Here is a 14,677-nt window from a genome sequence, read left to right on the forward strand (position 1 = left end):
ATGAAAAAAATTGCGATTGTTAGTCGAAAAGGGGGCGTCGGCAAGTCCACATTAACGATGAATTTGGCTGTGGTGGCTGGGCCATCAACGATCATTGATACCGACCCCCAGGCGAGTTGTGCCGATTGGGGCGATCGCCGCGCCGATGATCCGCCGTTAGTTCATACCGTCCCCGCAGGTCGCGTCCAAGTTTCCCTCAAGCGTTGTCAGACCGATTGGCTGTTTGTGGATACCCAACCCAGTGCCGAAGCAAGTTTAATTGAAATTGCCCAAATTGCCGATCTCTGTGTGGTGGTGTTACGACCTGGCCAACTCGAACTCGATGCCCTAGGAGCGACCCTCGCGGCAATCCGGGCGGCCCAAGCCCAAGCCGTTTTTTGCATTAACCAAGCCCATCCCCAGGCCAATTTGACGGAATTGATCGAGGGACTCGCCGTCTACTACCCTGTCGGGCCATTGATTCGCAGTCGTGCCGATTTTCCTGCTTCTGTTGCCGAGGGGCGTGCTGTTACAGAATGGAATCCGGATGGCAAAGCAGCAACGGAAATTAAAAATTATTGGTTGTGGCTCCAGGAGTATTTAAACTAATGGCCCGTAAAAAAGCGACCCTGAATCTTGATCGACTCAACCAACGGGCGACGGCAGAATTCACCGCCGAAAAAGCCTATGAAAATGAAGTTAACCAAAATCTAAAGCTCCTGTTGTTTGAGGATATTTTGGATCGTCCGGGGGGAGATGCCCGTCCCCTCAATGATAAACACGTCCAAGAATTGGTCGATTCGATTCTGGTGCTGGGTTTAATTACTCCTTTGACGGTGGATCGCCATGGTCATCTGCTAGCTGGGGGACATCGCCGGGAGGCCCTCTATCAGATTAAGCTGGCCCACCCCGATCAATATGCGAGTGTATTTCCCGAAGGAATCCCGGTGCGGGTGGTGGATATTGACGCGGCGGCGGATGCTGTGGATGCTCTGCAAATTGAAATCGAAGAAAATACCCAACGGAAAAATTTTACGGTGACAGAAATTCGGGCGGCGGCAAAAAAGCTAGAAACTGCTGGCTATAAACGCTTACGGGGCCGACCCAAGACGGGAGAAAAATCCTTGAAACGGGAACTGGCTAAGGTTTTTCGGCTTTCTGAGGATCGGATTCAGCGCATTTTAAATGATTCTGCCCCAAAAGGTAGGCGTACACCTACCTTTTCGCCGGAGTCGGCGATCGCCACCGTCGAGAAATGGTCAAAACAACTGGCAGACAGTGAGGATCCGACCTTGGGGCCAGTCCAAGGGCAATTGGAAAAACTCCTCGGAGAACTGCGCAAACTACCACCGTCGAATCCTTAAAAAAGGTATGTTTTAAAAGGTAGGTGCGCACCTACCTTTTTTCCTAACTTTCCGAAGACCCAATGAAATTAACCCAAGACATGGAGTAAAAAACCCAATGTATTATCAACCGCTAGAAATTTGTTTTCGTTTACCCCAATGGCTGCAGGAATATAGCGCTCAATATCAACCGACTCCAGGCGATCGCCAAAAAATGCGCTTTGTGGTGGAGGCTGCCCGGGAAAATATTATTCAAAAAACAGGTGGGCCTTTTGGGGCCGGGATTTTTAACATCGAAACCGGGGAGCTGATCGCCCTGGGAGTGAACCTGGTGACCAGCGAAAATTTGTTCTTTCTCCACGCAGAGATGGTGGCGATCGCGATCGCCCAACACAAATTTAACCAAGACAATCTCAGCACTGCCAATTTGCCTGCCTTGGAACTGATCGCTAGTACTGAACCCTGTGGAATGTGTTTGGGGGGAATCCATTGGTCAAACTTAAAGCGGGTGGTCAGTGGGGCTAGGGGCGCTGATGCGGAGGCCATTGGTTTCGACGAAGGGCCAAAACCCTCAAATTGGCAAATAGCCCTCGAACAGCGCGGCATCATCGTGAAAACAGAAGTGGAGCTGGCTTTTGCCCAAGAGGTCTTACAATTTTATCAAGCGCAACAGGGGCCAATTTATAATACCTAGGCCAGGGTATGAAACGGAAAATTTGCCCGGACTTGCCAATGGCGGCCATTGTGTTGCAGCAAACTCAAACCCCCAGCGGTAAAACAATGGTGTAGAGGACGCTCCCGAAAAAAGGCCCAGGCCCGGTCAAAATTAGCGCGGCTTAAATCTTTAAAAGCGATGGTTACATGGGGACAAAAAGGGCGATCGCCATCGCGTTGCGCCTGAATATTTAACCATGTCCTCAAGGCCGTTGTTAACTGAGCTTGGCATTCCCGGAGTGGGGGAGTCAGTTGGACATCGATATAGATCACGCGCGGCGCAAAGCAATTAAAACCCGTCAACTGTACCGGGAAACTCATTTGGTTCTGGGCAAAGATTTGGAGAACGTTTTCGAGGTGATCAATGTCTTCGACTGGAAATTTAAAGGGCGGTTGCAGGGTGATGTGGGGCGGCGAATTGAGAGCCTTTTTAGTTTGGAATCGCTCAACACAATAGTATTGCCAGCCAGAGGCGATCGCTCCGAGATCCGGCGGTAACGACAACGCTACAAAAAATAACTGTCGATTGGCAGTGCCGATAATCTTACCTAGGATTAACCATCAAAAAAAACAAATCCCAAAACCTGCGTCAAGAGTACTAGACCTTTACAGAAATCTTGAACCCTACTGATTAGCCAAGCGGAATAGCAAAATACACAATCAAGTTTCTTGCACTACTCTTGTTCGAGTAAATAATAAAACAAATCATCCACCACAGCATTCGCGGCGATCAAACTAGGGACATTCCAATAGGCATCAATCTCATAAACCTTATTGTTCTGCACAGCCTGGAGTTGTAACCATAAAGGATCTTGCTTAAACGTTTCTAAAGCCGCTTGGGCCGAACGACTAATTTCTGGCGTTGCGCCAAACGTCCAAACAAACAATACATCCCCATCGGCCCGTTGCAACTCTTCTTTACTGATCACCTCTTGAAAGGGATGTTCACCAAAAACACCTCGATCTTGATAGTCAGGACGTGCTAAACCTGCATCTTGTAAAATTGTGCCCGCAAAGGAATTTTTGAGATAAACACTAATCCGATCAGGATAAATACGAACCAACGAGACTTCCAGATTCGTCAGTCGTTCTCCCATTTTCTCCCGGAAAAGATCAAGGCGCCGTTGATATTCTGCCAAGAGAGCTTGGGCGCGATCTTGTTTCCCCAAAGCCTCAGCATTCAATAACAAAATATCTTGCCATTCGCCATTGGTTTCTGCTCCCTCCAAAACCGTAGGGGCAATTTGGGACAATTGTTCATAAATTGCCCCATCACTGTATGCGGCTCCTAAAATTAAATCTGGCTGCAACGACAATATTTTTTCAAGATTTGCAGATCCCTCCATACCCACAATTTCAGCCCCCTGTACCCTTTGTCGTAAAAGCTCAGGGGTATTACTAATCGTCCCAACAGGTTGCATCTCCAAAACAAGAACACTGTCTAGAGCCGCATTGCTCAAAGTAATAATTCTTTCAGGTGCCAGGGGGACGCAGGTTTCTCCCAGAGCATGTTCAATAGGACGACATTCCTGGGTCTCTCCAACCCTAGTGACCCCGTCAGAATAACAGCCTATAACTAAGCTACAACTCAAAAATAAGAGTAAAGAAAAGCGCCAGTAATAGGACTTTGATTGGTGCTTGAAGGCTCTATACAGAAATTCCATAGTTTCTAAAACGTTAAAGAGTAACGAAGACTGAGGGTCCGACCACTGCCAGCGCTGTTAAAGGTGTCAGAAAAACCAGCACTACGTTGGGCATAGGCCGGAAAATACAAAGTATCAAACAGATTTTTAACACCAATCTGGAGAGTACCTTGACCGAGCTTGACACTACTGAGCCAATCCACCAGAAAATAACTATCAATCTCTCGAGGATCAATATCTTCTTGGAAAGCACGGTCTCGACTGCCGACATATAGCGCTTGTAGACGATTCGTCCAACCCGGCAGTGTTTCATTTTCTACATAAGCCGTCAGCTTTAAGGGTTGGATTCTTGCGCTACTCAAGGGAAGATAAGTGCCATTGTCTTCGAGATCTGCTTCGCCTTCTGACCAACTGATCGTTCCCCCTAGGTTCCAAGTGTCATTGAGCTGAGCATCGACCGTTGCTTCAATGCCATAAACACGTTCAGGAGCCCGTAAGATATCAAAAAATCCAGTGCTCGGATTAAATTCAAAGGTAGAGCCTAGATCTGATTGATTATAAAAACCAGCAATAGAGGCTTGAATATTACGCCAATTACCCCGAATACCAAGTTCAAACTCGTCAACTTTTTGCGGTTGGTTAACTGTCACATCTGATGCCACAGAAAATCCAGGGTCTGGAAAGCCTAAAACCAAGCCAAAATCAGGTACAGAAAAACCCTGGGCAAAATTCGCAAACAAATTGATATGATCACTGGCATCATAAACAAGACCTGCGTTGAAAAGTACAGTGTCAAAGTCCTTACGCCCTCCTTCGATAAAGTCTCCGAAGAACGTTGTGTAATCTCCAACCGCAAGATCGATCTTTTCGTAGCGGATGCCTCCCACCAGTTGTAAACGTTCTGTTGCCTCCCATTGCACCTGGGTAAATAAGCCAAGGCTATTGAGATCAAAGGGAGGCACTAAAGCGCGTTGTTCAGTGAGTACATTAACTTGGCCATTGCTAGCATCAAATGCATTGGGGTCAAAAAGATTAAATGTATTTGAGGTGGTTTCTTGATCGTAGTCTGCCCCCCAGAGTAGGCTCAATTTGGGTGTCAGCGGAGTTTGTACGCCAAGACGTCCGCCCCAATTTTCAGAATTGAGCTCCCCTTGAAAAATGCCAAAAGGACGAGGGCGACGGTCACGGGGATCAGTGCGGCTCAGGTTGTCTCGATAATAGACTTGGGCAGAAACGTTGCTACCCCATAGATCTGCGTGATTGTAGCTCACATTAAAAACTGTGTTGCGATCCGTTTGGGGGCCTCCTCCTGCGGGGAATTGGAGTTCTCCGACTTCTAGGGCTTGGGCTTTTTGGACACCGGGTATCGCATCTACGATGGGATCAGAAATGACATCTGTGGTTCGTTTACTGTTGTAGTGATTAGCCGAAAACTGGAGCCGTTGTTGTTCTCCGAGGGCAATCCCCACTTTGCCTAAGATATTGAATGTCTCACTCTCATCGTTCCCTTGGATGACGGGGATGCGATCGCCTTCCGCATCAAAAATGGCTCCACTACTGGTGCGGGATAAATCGACTAAATAATCAACATTGTTTTCCTGGCCAGATAAGCCATAACGAAGAAAATTACCAAAGCTTTCCCCCTCAAAATTCCCTAGAGCAGCATCAACACCCAATTCAACCTGCGTGACCAGTCTCTCTTCCCCTGCCCTGCGGGTAATAATATTGATAATGCCCCCAGTCGCCTCACCGCCATAGAGAGCAGAAGGGCCTCGTACCACTTCAATCCGCTCAATAGCATTTGGGGCAATCGTTTTTAATTCCCGGTCAAAATCACGGTTATTCACATTGAGAGGAACGCCATCTACCAAGATTGAAGCTGTACGACCCCGCAAAGATGCAGCCGTAAACGCCCGGTCTGAGGTGGGGCCAAAACCCGGTACTAGCTGCCCTAAAATATCACCTAAATTTTGATTGAGGGCAGCTTGGGTGGCAATTTGGTCACGTGTAATAATTGTGACAGAGCGGGAAATATCCTCTGGATCTTCTGGTGTACGAGTTGCCGTAACCACCAACTCAAGGGTTTCCGTTCCATCGTCCGTTACCCAATTAGACTCAGAGCCTTGTGCCCGGAGAAACAAACCGTCTATCGTTAAATCTGTGCTGATTTCCGGCAATGCATCCATGCCTGTGATCTGAATTTGGACGCTATTTTCTGTGGCCTGAAGGACTTCTACACTTTCGATTGTGTTGCTAAAGCTAGTGGATTGCAGAGGCTGCCCTTCTGGCAAACGCAATTGGGCATTGGTAACCTCAGTGATCAGGGTATTGTCTGATTGAGTTGTCGATATCTCCAATAATTGAGCCGTCGTCGTCTGTAAAAATACTTCAGCCCCTGTCAATGTTTCAATAATTTCAATGCCTGTAATGGCTGATGTTTGTGCCTGGGCGGGCTGGGTGGCAATTAATACTGGCATCATACTTCCCACCGCCAGGGCAAAAGAATCGCGTGCTTGTTGCTTCATGTCTCACACCATCTACTTTACTAAAAATAATTCTCAAATACCTGGGTATAGGCTTTGGATAGTAAAGGATTTAGCAGATTCTTTTTTGCCCGAAACGGAGTTTATTTTGCCCCGGAGGGATCCGTTTTATATCCATGGAGTTGTTTTTGATAGGCTCTGGGCGTCATGCCAAATTGCCGTTTAAAAGCATCACAAAATCGACTGGGGCTGTTGTAACCGATGGATTGGGCTACCCCTGCTAGAGTCAAATGTGATTCGGCAATTAATTGTTTTGCTTGTTCCATGCGATAGGTACGCAAATATCCAAATACAGTTGTCCCAAAACAGTGACGAAAGCCTCGCTTTAGTTTGTGATCGTTTAAACCCACCTGTCGAGCCAGATCTAGTAGAGAAGGCGGATTATCAAAATTATTGATTAAAATTTCTTTGGCATGGTGAATACGATCAATATCTGCCCTGGGTAAAGGGGGGCAGTTAGCCGTAGATTTAGTTGTGAACTGCTCCAATTGAAGGACAAATAATTCTAAGACTTTACTCTCTAAGTACATCTGGGCCATCAATCCTTGGTAAGGACAACTCAAGATCTGTTTGAGGATGACTTGCATATTAGAAGTTGTAATGCCTGTGGTAAGAAATGGCGCTACTGTTTTTTGATCGATCCATCTTTGAAGCGGCGAAGGTAATTGGTATGTTGGCTGATTGCTAAAACTCTGAAGGAAGCAGGGCTCAATTTGCAATTTGATCGAAATAATTTGTTCCTGGCCTGGGATTTCATCAATTTCTTTGGTATCTGCCATCAAAAACATTTGATTTGACTTAATATTCAAATGACGATGATTGCTCATACCCGGCACAATTGATTGATAATTACCTGCTAAGTAAAAGCTAGAGACAAAGTGCGGTGACGCTTCAGTTTGTCCATATTCAATGATTGAGTCATGGCAAGTGTAGTCTTGAATCAATAAATTAATACCCGAACGTAACTGAATATCACGCCAATAGCCTTTTCCTAATTGTTTCGGAAATTCAGTGAAGGTAGCTAGTGCATCGGAATATTGAACAATTGTCCCTGTTTCTAAGCTATCATTCCAAATTTGATACAGATCATTTGTGGACAGCGTAATAGTCATCGTCGGTGTAGAAGCTAATTAGTAGGGGAGTAAATGAGAATTATTAGCATCATACTGTAATTGACGAACTTAATGTTCATTGTTATGGTATTTTTCATTGAAACAAACGCTTTAATGTGGGGAAATCTTAGCGTCCATGGGTCATTTTGAAACTATTGCCATTATGGAAAATTGATCCCAACAAAATAATTTTGTTGGTTTTAAGTTGTTTGCAAATAGGTTCTCAACGGAAAATTTTATAATTTTACGGACGGTAGATATTTTTTGCAAAAAGATGTTTGCCCATAAAGTGATTGATCGATTAGAAAATTATCTACTGTGTTTCAAAATCACCCCTTGAGGTGAAGGCGATCGCCGGGATAAATTTAAAAAGACGACCAAGCCCGTTGAAAGACTTCGTAAGGCAAAGTTTTTGACCAGTCCCAGAGCAATTTATAACAGTAGCGCCGATTGGGAGAATGGGGGGTGACCGTCTGATAAATGTGTTTCACCTGGGGCAAAACTAGGGGTAATTGTTTCGTCTCAATTAATTGACCGAGGGTGTCAACGGCCAACTTGAGGGTACTTTTTCGGCGAGCCTGACGGAGAGCTGTGAGTAGATTGGGAATAATCTCTGGATGGTCAGGCAGATAACTACTGAGACGGGCAACTAGCCTTGTGCGTTGATCGAGGTTGCTTTCTAGGCTTAATTTTTTTAAAAGACTTTGGCTAGCTAGGGCCTGTTCACGGGGCGATCTCTCCGAGATCCGCTTTGCGGTGCGCCGTCGGGTGGGCCGAGTTTGACTAACAGTATCTGTTTGCACCAAAGGATGATCCGGACAAATTTCCTGGAGGGTGGCGATCGCCTGGGGAGACGTTGCCGCAAGCTCTAACAAAGTGGCGATCGCCTGGGGATGATGGGGCTGGAGTTTACCGAGACGCAGGGCGGCTTTACGACGGATAGTTGCTTTTTGATCCGCTGCCAACAGGCGGGTAAGACTGGCAATGACGAGGGCATTATCGGGAGCGATGGCCCCTAAACTGCGGCAGAGATTAAGTTGAAAATTCGGATCTGCGGTTTCTGTCAGCAGATCTTCGAGGTTGGCGATCGCCGTTGGATTGCCGAAATCATGGTTTTTGCCGAGGCTATGGGCCGCTAACCAACGGTCAAAGGCATCGGGATGGGTCGCTAAAAATTGCTCGAGGGTAGTCACCACCCGCTGGCGATCGCTTCTGGAGAGCGCAATGCCTGCCTCTTCAACTAGGGGCGATGGTAACTTGGGTTGTCTCTGGGCGGTGACAAAGCGCCATTGCACCAGTTGATCGATCACTGCTTGCCCTTGGGAAAATTCCGGGAATTCGGCTAAAGCTTTGCCAACAAAACAGGTGGCGCGTACTTCGTAGAAACCACCACAATGGTCTTGCCAGTGTAAAAGCGCTTGCAGAAAATTTTCTTTTTCGCCTGCGGCAATTTCTTCGCGTCCCAGCCATAGCAAAATCGTTTCCTGCCAACCCAACGAAAATATCGGATATTCGCCGCCTTCGTCGATAAAAATCTCCCAGTGGGCGATCGCCGTTGCCGCAAAGTATTCTTGAAACGTTAAATGATGGAAAGCGTAGACATTTTCCCCCGTTGTTGCAGAGCGACTGACCCGCTTTAACCATCCCAATTGGAGCGCGAGGGTAAAAAAATCAGGATCAACGGCATCGAAAAACGGTTGAATTTCAGCCTGACGAAACCGGGCTTTTGCGGGATTTTTTTGGAGCACCTTGAGAGCGCACTGCCCCAAAATTTGATTCAGTTGCTGGCGTTGGGTTTGGGTCGTGGGAAAAGTATCTTGTTTCCAGTCATAGAAAGCTTCCACAAACTGGCGATACAAAATGGCTTTTGTCCCCGGTAATTTGCCTTGGGTGAGCTGCCAGGTGCGACACAGTAACGTCAAATACAGCGGCTGGCGCGCAACCCCACGGATGCGACTGTGGATACTGCGGTTTAGTTCACCATAGAGGCGATCGCCGAGTTGAGGTTGTCCTTGAAACCATTTTTGGATAAAGCATTGCACTTGTTTACGCTGGGCATCATCACTAAAGCCTTGGCAACGGTGGATCACAAAATCAGTGAGGGCATTTTTCCCTGTGTCCCACACCGCACTGCGACAACTCAAAACGACGGAAGCATTGCCTAACCAGCCCTGGAGTTCCCGGTCGAGTTTGAATGACGCTTGGCTGAGATTATCTCCCATTTCATCAAGGGCATCTAAAAATAACCAGACCCGTTTGTTTTGAATCAGTTCAGCAAATTCAGTCTGGATTTTTGGCGCGATGGTAAATTGCTTAAAAAGCTGCTTTAGCCAAACTTCAAGCAAATAATTTTCTAGCGATCGCCCCCCCACATCGGCCAGGGGGATCCAAACAGGAAGATCTTCGGTTGCCGACAAAGCCAGGGCCAACTGTTGCAAAAAAGTCGTTTTTCCGGCCCCTGGCTCCCCAATGATCGCCAGTCGATTATGGGAGAGATGGCGATATTGCGCCAAAAAATCCTGGGGATCATCGCTGGGAGAATCTTCCTCTGCATGGGTGGCAGTCACCCCCAAGGGCACGTACAAATCCGCTAATTCAAAGGCCATGCCATCCCCCGCCGTTAGGGGATTACTGGTTAAGTGGGTATCCAGCGCTTGCCGACACAGGCTTTGCCAGTCCGGGTGAGTTGGGTCATGATCCGTTTGAGAATTCTCCTGAAAATTATTTTGCTTCTTCTCGGATATCCCCAAGCGACGCGCGGCCCAAGTGTGATTAAACTGTTGTATATTTTCTGCCCGTGCCCAGCGATCGCCCCAGAAATTTAAGGAAAAATGCCAAGTATCAGACCCCCGGATCGTGGTGCGGTGATCCTCTAAAATCCCCAAAAAACTTTCTAAATCCCTAAGGGCCGTTTTCAGTTGAGGTACGGTTAGGGGAGCATCAATGAGTTCTGTTAAAGCTTGCAAATGGCGTAATTTTGTCTGCACCACCAGTCGCCTGGGGGCCTGCCAATGGACTTTTACCGTTGTCCGTAGTCGGTCTAGTTGGAGTTCATCTGCATCGAGGGCATCATTCGCAAAATCAAGCAAGCCAAACAGTAGCGTTTGCGATCGCCCCTGGGGAATTTTTCCGTAACTTTGCTTTGGCATACCCTCTAGTGTCCCATAAGGATCACCTACCAAAACAACCACAACCCATTGGCGATCGCCTTAACCCTTCAAATCCTAAGATTCGACTTTAACGCCGCGCCAAAACGCCACATAACCTTTAATATTCGCGGCTTTTTCCTTGGGTTCTGGGTAATACCAAGCCGCATCTTTATTTTCTTCCCCGGCTACGGACAGGGTGTAATAGCTGGCCTGACCCTTCCACGAACAGGTAGTGTGGGTTTTACTCGGCTTAAAATATTCCGTTTTAATGGCATCGGGGGGGAAATAATAATTTCCTTCTACCACTTCACAGCGATCGCTTTCTGCCACCACTGCACCATTCCAAATTGCCTGGGCCATCGATATAATCTCCTAATTTTTGCCGTAAAATTATTACGTTTAGAGTTTAACGCACCTGCCTATCTGCTGTGGTGAAAACCGGAGTCAATTAAGCTTCACAAATTGCTTTGAATTGTGGGCCTGATCTCCAAGCTTTAATCAGGATTAATTCTGTCAGAAATTATTCTAGGGATAGTCAGCTTAGTGACGAATTCAAAAAATTAAATGAACAGTCACAATATTATTGGAATTTATAAAATCAAACACTATATTTTAGGTTGCTACAGTGCAAAGAACCCACGTAATAAAATAGATGAACTGCTATTATTTGCCTTTGGATTCTGCCTTAAGCGCAAAAAAAATTCGCCCCAATTGCCTAGATCGGGACGAATATAGCTTGATGGAGGAAACTTGTAAAAAACTATGGACGACACCCGGTTGTCATGGGTCAGGTAACTGTGGCGAGCATCGGGGGCGTAGTTGGGCATTCAGTCAAGGGTCGCAATAAGCAAAAAATCAGAATGTTTGTATTGGTACATAGTTTCTTTTTGTAATGCTGTAATTGACTGAGATGTTAGAGGACAAGGGAATTTTGAGGTAAAAGGCAAAACCCCATAGAACTTTGCCTTTAGGGTTGGTGATATAAGTTTGACAATAGTATTTAAACTATGAACTTAAGATTTAGTATAGCTATTATTCAATGAAATGTAAACAGGTTCAGCCTTAGTATTCCGAGGAAAAATATAAGCTAAACTTATGATAATGCTGTTTTTTAGGGTGGCGATCGCCTTCAAAGTAGCTACAGTGATGCTGAAATGCCCCAAGCTACCGGAGATTGAGGGGAGTTTTGGTTTAAATTTCTAGAAAATTTTTTCCAATGTTTAGAACAAGGAGGTTTTTTGAAGTGAGAGAAAAGAATTAATTATTCAAGAGTTGTATAGATAAGAGAAAAACTTCTACACGTAAAACCCTCTCCAGGAATAGCCTCAATGGACAAACGGCGAGAATCAACTGAGTAAAGCATTGTCGGGTTTTGCAATTCAGCGAGAATTCCATCCATTGCATTGGGAGATTGGGCTTCAATAATTGCCCTTTCTTCTGCATTTAAAAACGCAATAATTTCTGATGTTTCATTAATACTCTCTGAACAACGTAGTAAGACTGCATCAGCGGGTATCTCTACGGCATCTAAGATGCGATTGTAAGCTCTGCCATCGTCAAAATTAGAGATTGAATCAAAGAATAAAAAATATTGCTGCTCAAATTGAAAAATATTGACACCCAAAGAACTAGGCGCAAACACATCATTACTCGGAATATCCAACAACCAACCCCCTTGATTGCTCCCTTGCTGAGGCAGACCGATGAAAATACCAGGGCGATTAATGGGCATTCCCCTCGTATTTGGGTCTTGGTAATAAACCAAACCCTGGAAATCTTCGGCTTGTAATAAGGGAGTAGCACTAATTTGGGAACTTGCCCCAGGAATAACGGCTATGGAACCTAAAAGTACAAACGCGATCGCCGCACTATTTTTGATTAAAGTTTTGAACATGATTTATGAAGGTAAAAAATATTAAAGGGTAATATATTCACCACCCCCGACAACGGAAATACTTTATCAATACTATCAGCCGCAACAAAAACACTCATAAGTTTCTACTAAGTAAAATGGTGATCAGTTAGTTCTAGAAGGTATAAGTCGTACGCAACGCAAAAACGCTGGTTGTTTCATTTTGGGCATCTCCTTCTGGATTGAAAATCACAAATGCCCCCGGCGTAATGCTGATGTGATCATTGATTTGATGGCGATAAAAGGCTTCCAGTTGGTAGGGGGTTTGGCGATCGCCAATGTTTGCTGGACTTAAACTCGCCCCATTACCCGCATCTACCCGATAAAGTGGTTGACCAAACAAAATCCCTGCCGCATTGCCCTTCGCGAATGCATCTGGAAAATACAGACCCGCCATCCAACTGCTTAGATTTGTATAGGCAGAGCCACTATTCGCTTGATCTGTCATGATGTATGCCCCATAACCTGTCAGGTTAACTTTTGGACTGACGCGCCAGTTTACTGTTGCCCCAAAGGAGTTAAATCGTACTGGGGTGGTCAGTGGTAGATCGCCAAGAATACGCGTCTCAGCTCCTGTTAAACCCGTACCCGCAATATTGATCTGGTGGTAGCTGTAGGCATAGTTCAGACCTAGATCAAGCTTGTCATTAGGATGAAGCGTCAATTGTGTTGCGGCGATAAAACTGCCATTGAACAAGCCAGCCCCCAACGGCGTCCCCGGAAAACCTTCATTACCAGGGATTGCCGCATTCACTGACCCATAGAGTGCCCGCCAATCGATGACATCATTGGGTTTATAGATAAAGCCAGCTGCGGAAGCGAGTCCTGTACCACTGGTTCCCCCAGACATCCGCAATACTGGATTCAAAGTTGCAAAGCGAGAAAGTGCTCCCTGGCCTTCACTAGCAAAGGGAAGAATCGCCGGAAAGGCATCGGTAACTTCCGCCTTCGGGCCAATAAATGCCGTTAATTTATCTGTGATCGGTCTAACATAGAGCAACTTGTACAGACAAAGGCTATTGTTACCGCAACTAGGTTGTAGATTTTGTGGATTCAAACCAGCAAATTGTGGTTCCCAGGCGAGGTTAGTCATGCTATCCCCAAGGATAGAGGCATCATTGGGAAAGAGAGTTTCGGCAACGTTACCTGTACCTGTAATAGATTTACCCGCCGAAAAATTGTAGGCTTGTAAGCCAGTAATCAGGGCATCTTTTCCGGTAAAACTGGTGGTCAAATTCAGCCGCAGACGATTATTGAAGGTAATCTGAGCATCGTTGCCCTCTGGTTCACCACCCGTTGCCCCACTGATAGAGAAAATAGCTTCTCCATTCAGTTTTGTGGTCGTTGAAAATTGTTGGTTTTCGAGTTCACTGGTGCGGGCTTCGAGATCATCAACCCTTGTGCCGAGGGTGGCTAATTCCGCCTGAAACTCGTTGGTCAATCGCCGGAGGGTTGCAAGATCGCTGGAGGATACATCGGCATTATTGCCTTGGATCTGCCGTTCTAGGGCATTGAGGCAAGCATTTAGTCCGGCGGCAAATTCATAACGGCTCAGGGGGCGATCGCCGCGGAATGTTTGATCTGGATAACCAACAATGCAACCATACCGTTCCACCAGACTTTGTAGTGCTTCATAAGCCCAATCCGTCGGCTTCACGTCCCGTAATCTAGATACTGAGGCCATTTGTCCCATGGAGGCCGAGGCTAGATAGCGAGAATCCTGTAGTGTTGGTGAACTCAGCGATGTTGTCAAATTAATTTCCTGGGCCTGTAGTGGCGTAGCAGCCTGAAAAATATTGCCCCCAACGATCAAAGTAGTCAGCCAAAAAAGTTGCTGTTGTCTCATAACAGTAGATTCCTCCTCGATAAATATAAAATTGTTTAAAATGCCCAAGAAAGTTCCAATTGTTTCTGTGCTAAAACTCTAATTACTACAAAGAAAATATGGATAAGCTGCCCGCTGCCACGCCAGTGGTGATCAAAAATTTACGATGACTGTATTGATTCATATATTTGTGTTTGCTTTAACTAGGTGCTGTACTCAATTGATCGAAGAATCAATGATGAAAAACTGAGAGAAAGGGCAGAATCCTCAAGGACATTGCCCTTAAACTTGGCCTGTTGATAGTCTTTCGACTATGGATGTGAGATTTAATATAGTCCTAAGGCCATGACATGTAAATAAGCTGGACTTAAGTCTTTTTGGATAAAAAAATAACTAAAACTTATCTAAAATTGGTTTAAAAAAAGGCTTTCGGGTACTGGATCGTGAATTTTTTCTG

At 45.9% G+C, this 14,677-nt stretch carries 11 protein-coding genes; 3 read left to right on the top strand and 8 right to left on the bottom strand.

Annotated features, from left to right (window positions below; genetic code table 11):
• The 3 genes from AACQ84_RS15495 to AACQ84_RS15505 all read left to right on the top strand — a co-directional run.
• On the top strand, positions 1 to 588 hold a 588-nt coding region (locus AACQ84_RS15495), incomplete at its 5' end, for a ParA family protein (RefSeq protein ID WP_012305478.1).
• Entirely contained in the window at positions 588 to 1,343 is a 756-nt protein-coding gene (locus AACQ84_RS15500; RefSeq protein ID WP_012305479.1) for a ParB/RepB/Spo0J family partition protein, read from the top strand. The genes AACQ84_RS15495 and AACQ84_RS15500, both read left to right, overlap by 1 nt.
• A 97-nt stretch (positions 1,344 to 1,440) precedes the next feature.
• Entirely contained in the window at positions 1,441 to 2,016 is a 576-nt protein-coding gene (locus AACQ84_RS15505; protein ID WP_012305481.1) for a nucleoside deaminase, read from the top strand.
• Here AACQ84_RS15505 and AACQ84_RS15510 read toward each other — a convergent pair.
• The 8 genes from AACQ84_RS15510 to AACQ84_RS15545 all read right to left on the bottom strand — a co-directional run bounded on the left by AACQ84_RS15510 (position 2,013) and on the right by AACQ84_RS15545 (position 14,241).
• The gene (locus AACQ84_RS15510; protein ID WP_012305480.1) at positions 2,013 to 2,540 is read right to left on the bottom strand and encodes a 2'-5' RNA ligase family protein; all 528 of its coding nucleotides are present in this window, start codon (positions 2,538 to 2,540) and stop codon (positions 2,013 to 2,015) included. The two genes, AACQ84_RS15505 and AACQ84_RS15510, sit on opposite strands and share 4 nt — an antisense overlap.
• A 170-nt stretch (positions 2,541 to 2,710) precedes the next feature.
• Complete coding sequence (locus tag AACQ84_RS15515; RefSeq protein ID WP_049761789.1) at positions 2,711 to 3,457, bottom strand: iron-siderophore ABC transporter substrate-binding protein; 747 nt, start codon at positions 3,455 to 3,457, stop codon at positions 2,711 to 2,713.
• 248 nt (positions 3,458 to 3,705) lie between these two features.
• Positions 3,706 to 6,204 carry a TonB-dependent receptor domain-containing protein gene (locus tag AACQ84_RS15520; protein ID WP_012305483.1) on the bottom strand — a complete coding sequence of 833 codons (2,499 nt, stop codon included), beginning with the start codon at positions 6,202 to 6,204 and terminating at the stop codon, positions 3,706 to 3,708.
• A 101-nt stretch (positions 6,205 to 6,305) separates the two neighbouring features.
• The gene (locus tag AACQ84_RS15525; RefSeq protein WP_012305484.1) at positions 6,306 to 7,334 is read right to left on the bottom strand and encodes a helix-turn-helix transcriptional regulator; all 1,029 of its coding nucleotides are present in this window, start codon (positions 7,332 to 7,334) and stop codon (positions 6,306 to 6,308) included.
• Positions 7,335 to 7,699: 365 nt separating this feature from the next.
• Positions 7,700 to 10,483, bottom strand: coding sequence for an NACHT domain-containing protein (locus AACQ84_RS15530; RefSeq protein ID WP_012305485.1), 2,784 nt, complete (start codon positions 10,481 to 10,483; stop codon positions 7,700 to 7,702).
• 75 nt (positions 10,484 to 10,558) lie between these two features.
• Entirely contained in the window at positions 10,559 to 10,843 is a 285-nt protein-coding gene (locus AACQ84_RS15535) for a DUF427 domain-containing protein (RefSeq protein ID WP_012305486.1), read from the bottom strand.
• Between the two features lie 901 nt (positions 10,844 to 11,744).
• Positions 11,745 to 12,377 carry a hypothetical protein gene (locus AACQ84_RS15540; protein WP_012305487.1) on the bottom strand — a complete coding sequence of 211 codons (633 nt, stop codon included), beginning with the start codon at positions 12,375 to 12,377 and terminating at the stop codon, positions 11,745 to 11,747.
• 133 nt (positions 12,378 to 12,510) lie between these two features.
• Complete coding sequence (locus AACQ84_RS15545) at positions 12,511 to 14,241, bottom strand: iron uptake porin (RefSeq protein WP_012305488.1); 1,731 nt, start codon at positions 14,239 to 14,241, stop codon at positions 12,511 to 12,513.
• Positions 14,242 to 14,677: the final 436 nt, after the last annotated feature.

It is taken from the genome of Picosynechococcus sp. PCC 7002 (assembly GCF_963860125.1).
Lineage (GTDB): Bacteria > Cyanobacteriota > Cyanobacteriia > Cyanobacteriales > MRBY01 > MRBY01.

What these genes read in the sequence shown, in the direction of transcription:
- AACQ84_RS15545 (WP_012305488.1), bottom strand. Translation starts at nt 14,241, where the DNA reads ATGAGACAACAGCAACTTTTTTGGCTGACTACTTTGATCGTTGGGGGC.
- AACQ84_RS15515 (WP_049761789.1), bottom strand. Translation starts at nt 3,457, where the DNA reads ATGCAACCTGTTGGGACGATTAGTAATACCCCTGAGCTTTTACGACAA.
- AACQ84_RS15500 (WP_012305479.1), top strand. Translation starts at nt 588, where the DNA reads ATGGCCCGTAAAAAAGCGACCCTGAATCTTGATCGACTCAACCAACGG.
- AACQ84_RS15505 (WP_012305481.1), top strand. Translation starts at nt 1,441, where the DNA reads ATGTATTATCAACCGCTAGAAATTTGTTTTCGTTTACCCCAATGGCTG.
- AACQ84_RS15540 (WP_012305487.1), bottom strand. Translation starts at nt 12,377, where the DNA reads ATGTTCAAAACTTTAATCAAAAATAGTGCGGCGATCGCGTTTGTACTT.
- AACQ84_RS15525 (WP_012305484.1), bottom strand. Translation starts at nt 7,334, where the DNA reads ATGACTATTACGCTGTCCACAAATGATCTGTATCAAATTTGGAATGAT.
- AACQ84_RS15530 (WP_012305485.1), bottom strand. Translation starts at nt 10,483, where the DNA reads ATGCCAAAGCAAAGTTACGGAAAAATTCCCCAGGGGCGATCGCAAACG.
- AACQ84_RS15535 (WP_012305486.1), bottom strand. Translation starts at nt 10,843, where the DNA reads ATGGCCCAGGCAATTTGGAATGGTGCAGTGGTGGCAGAAAGCGATCGC.
- AACQ84_RS15520 (WP_012305483.1), bottom strand. Translation starts at nt 6,204, where the DNA reads ATGAAGCAACAAGCACGCGATTCTTTTGCCCTGGCGGTGGGAAGTATG.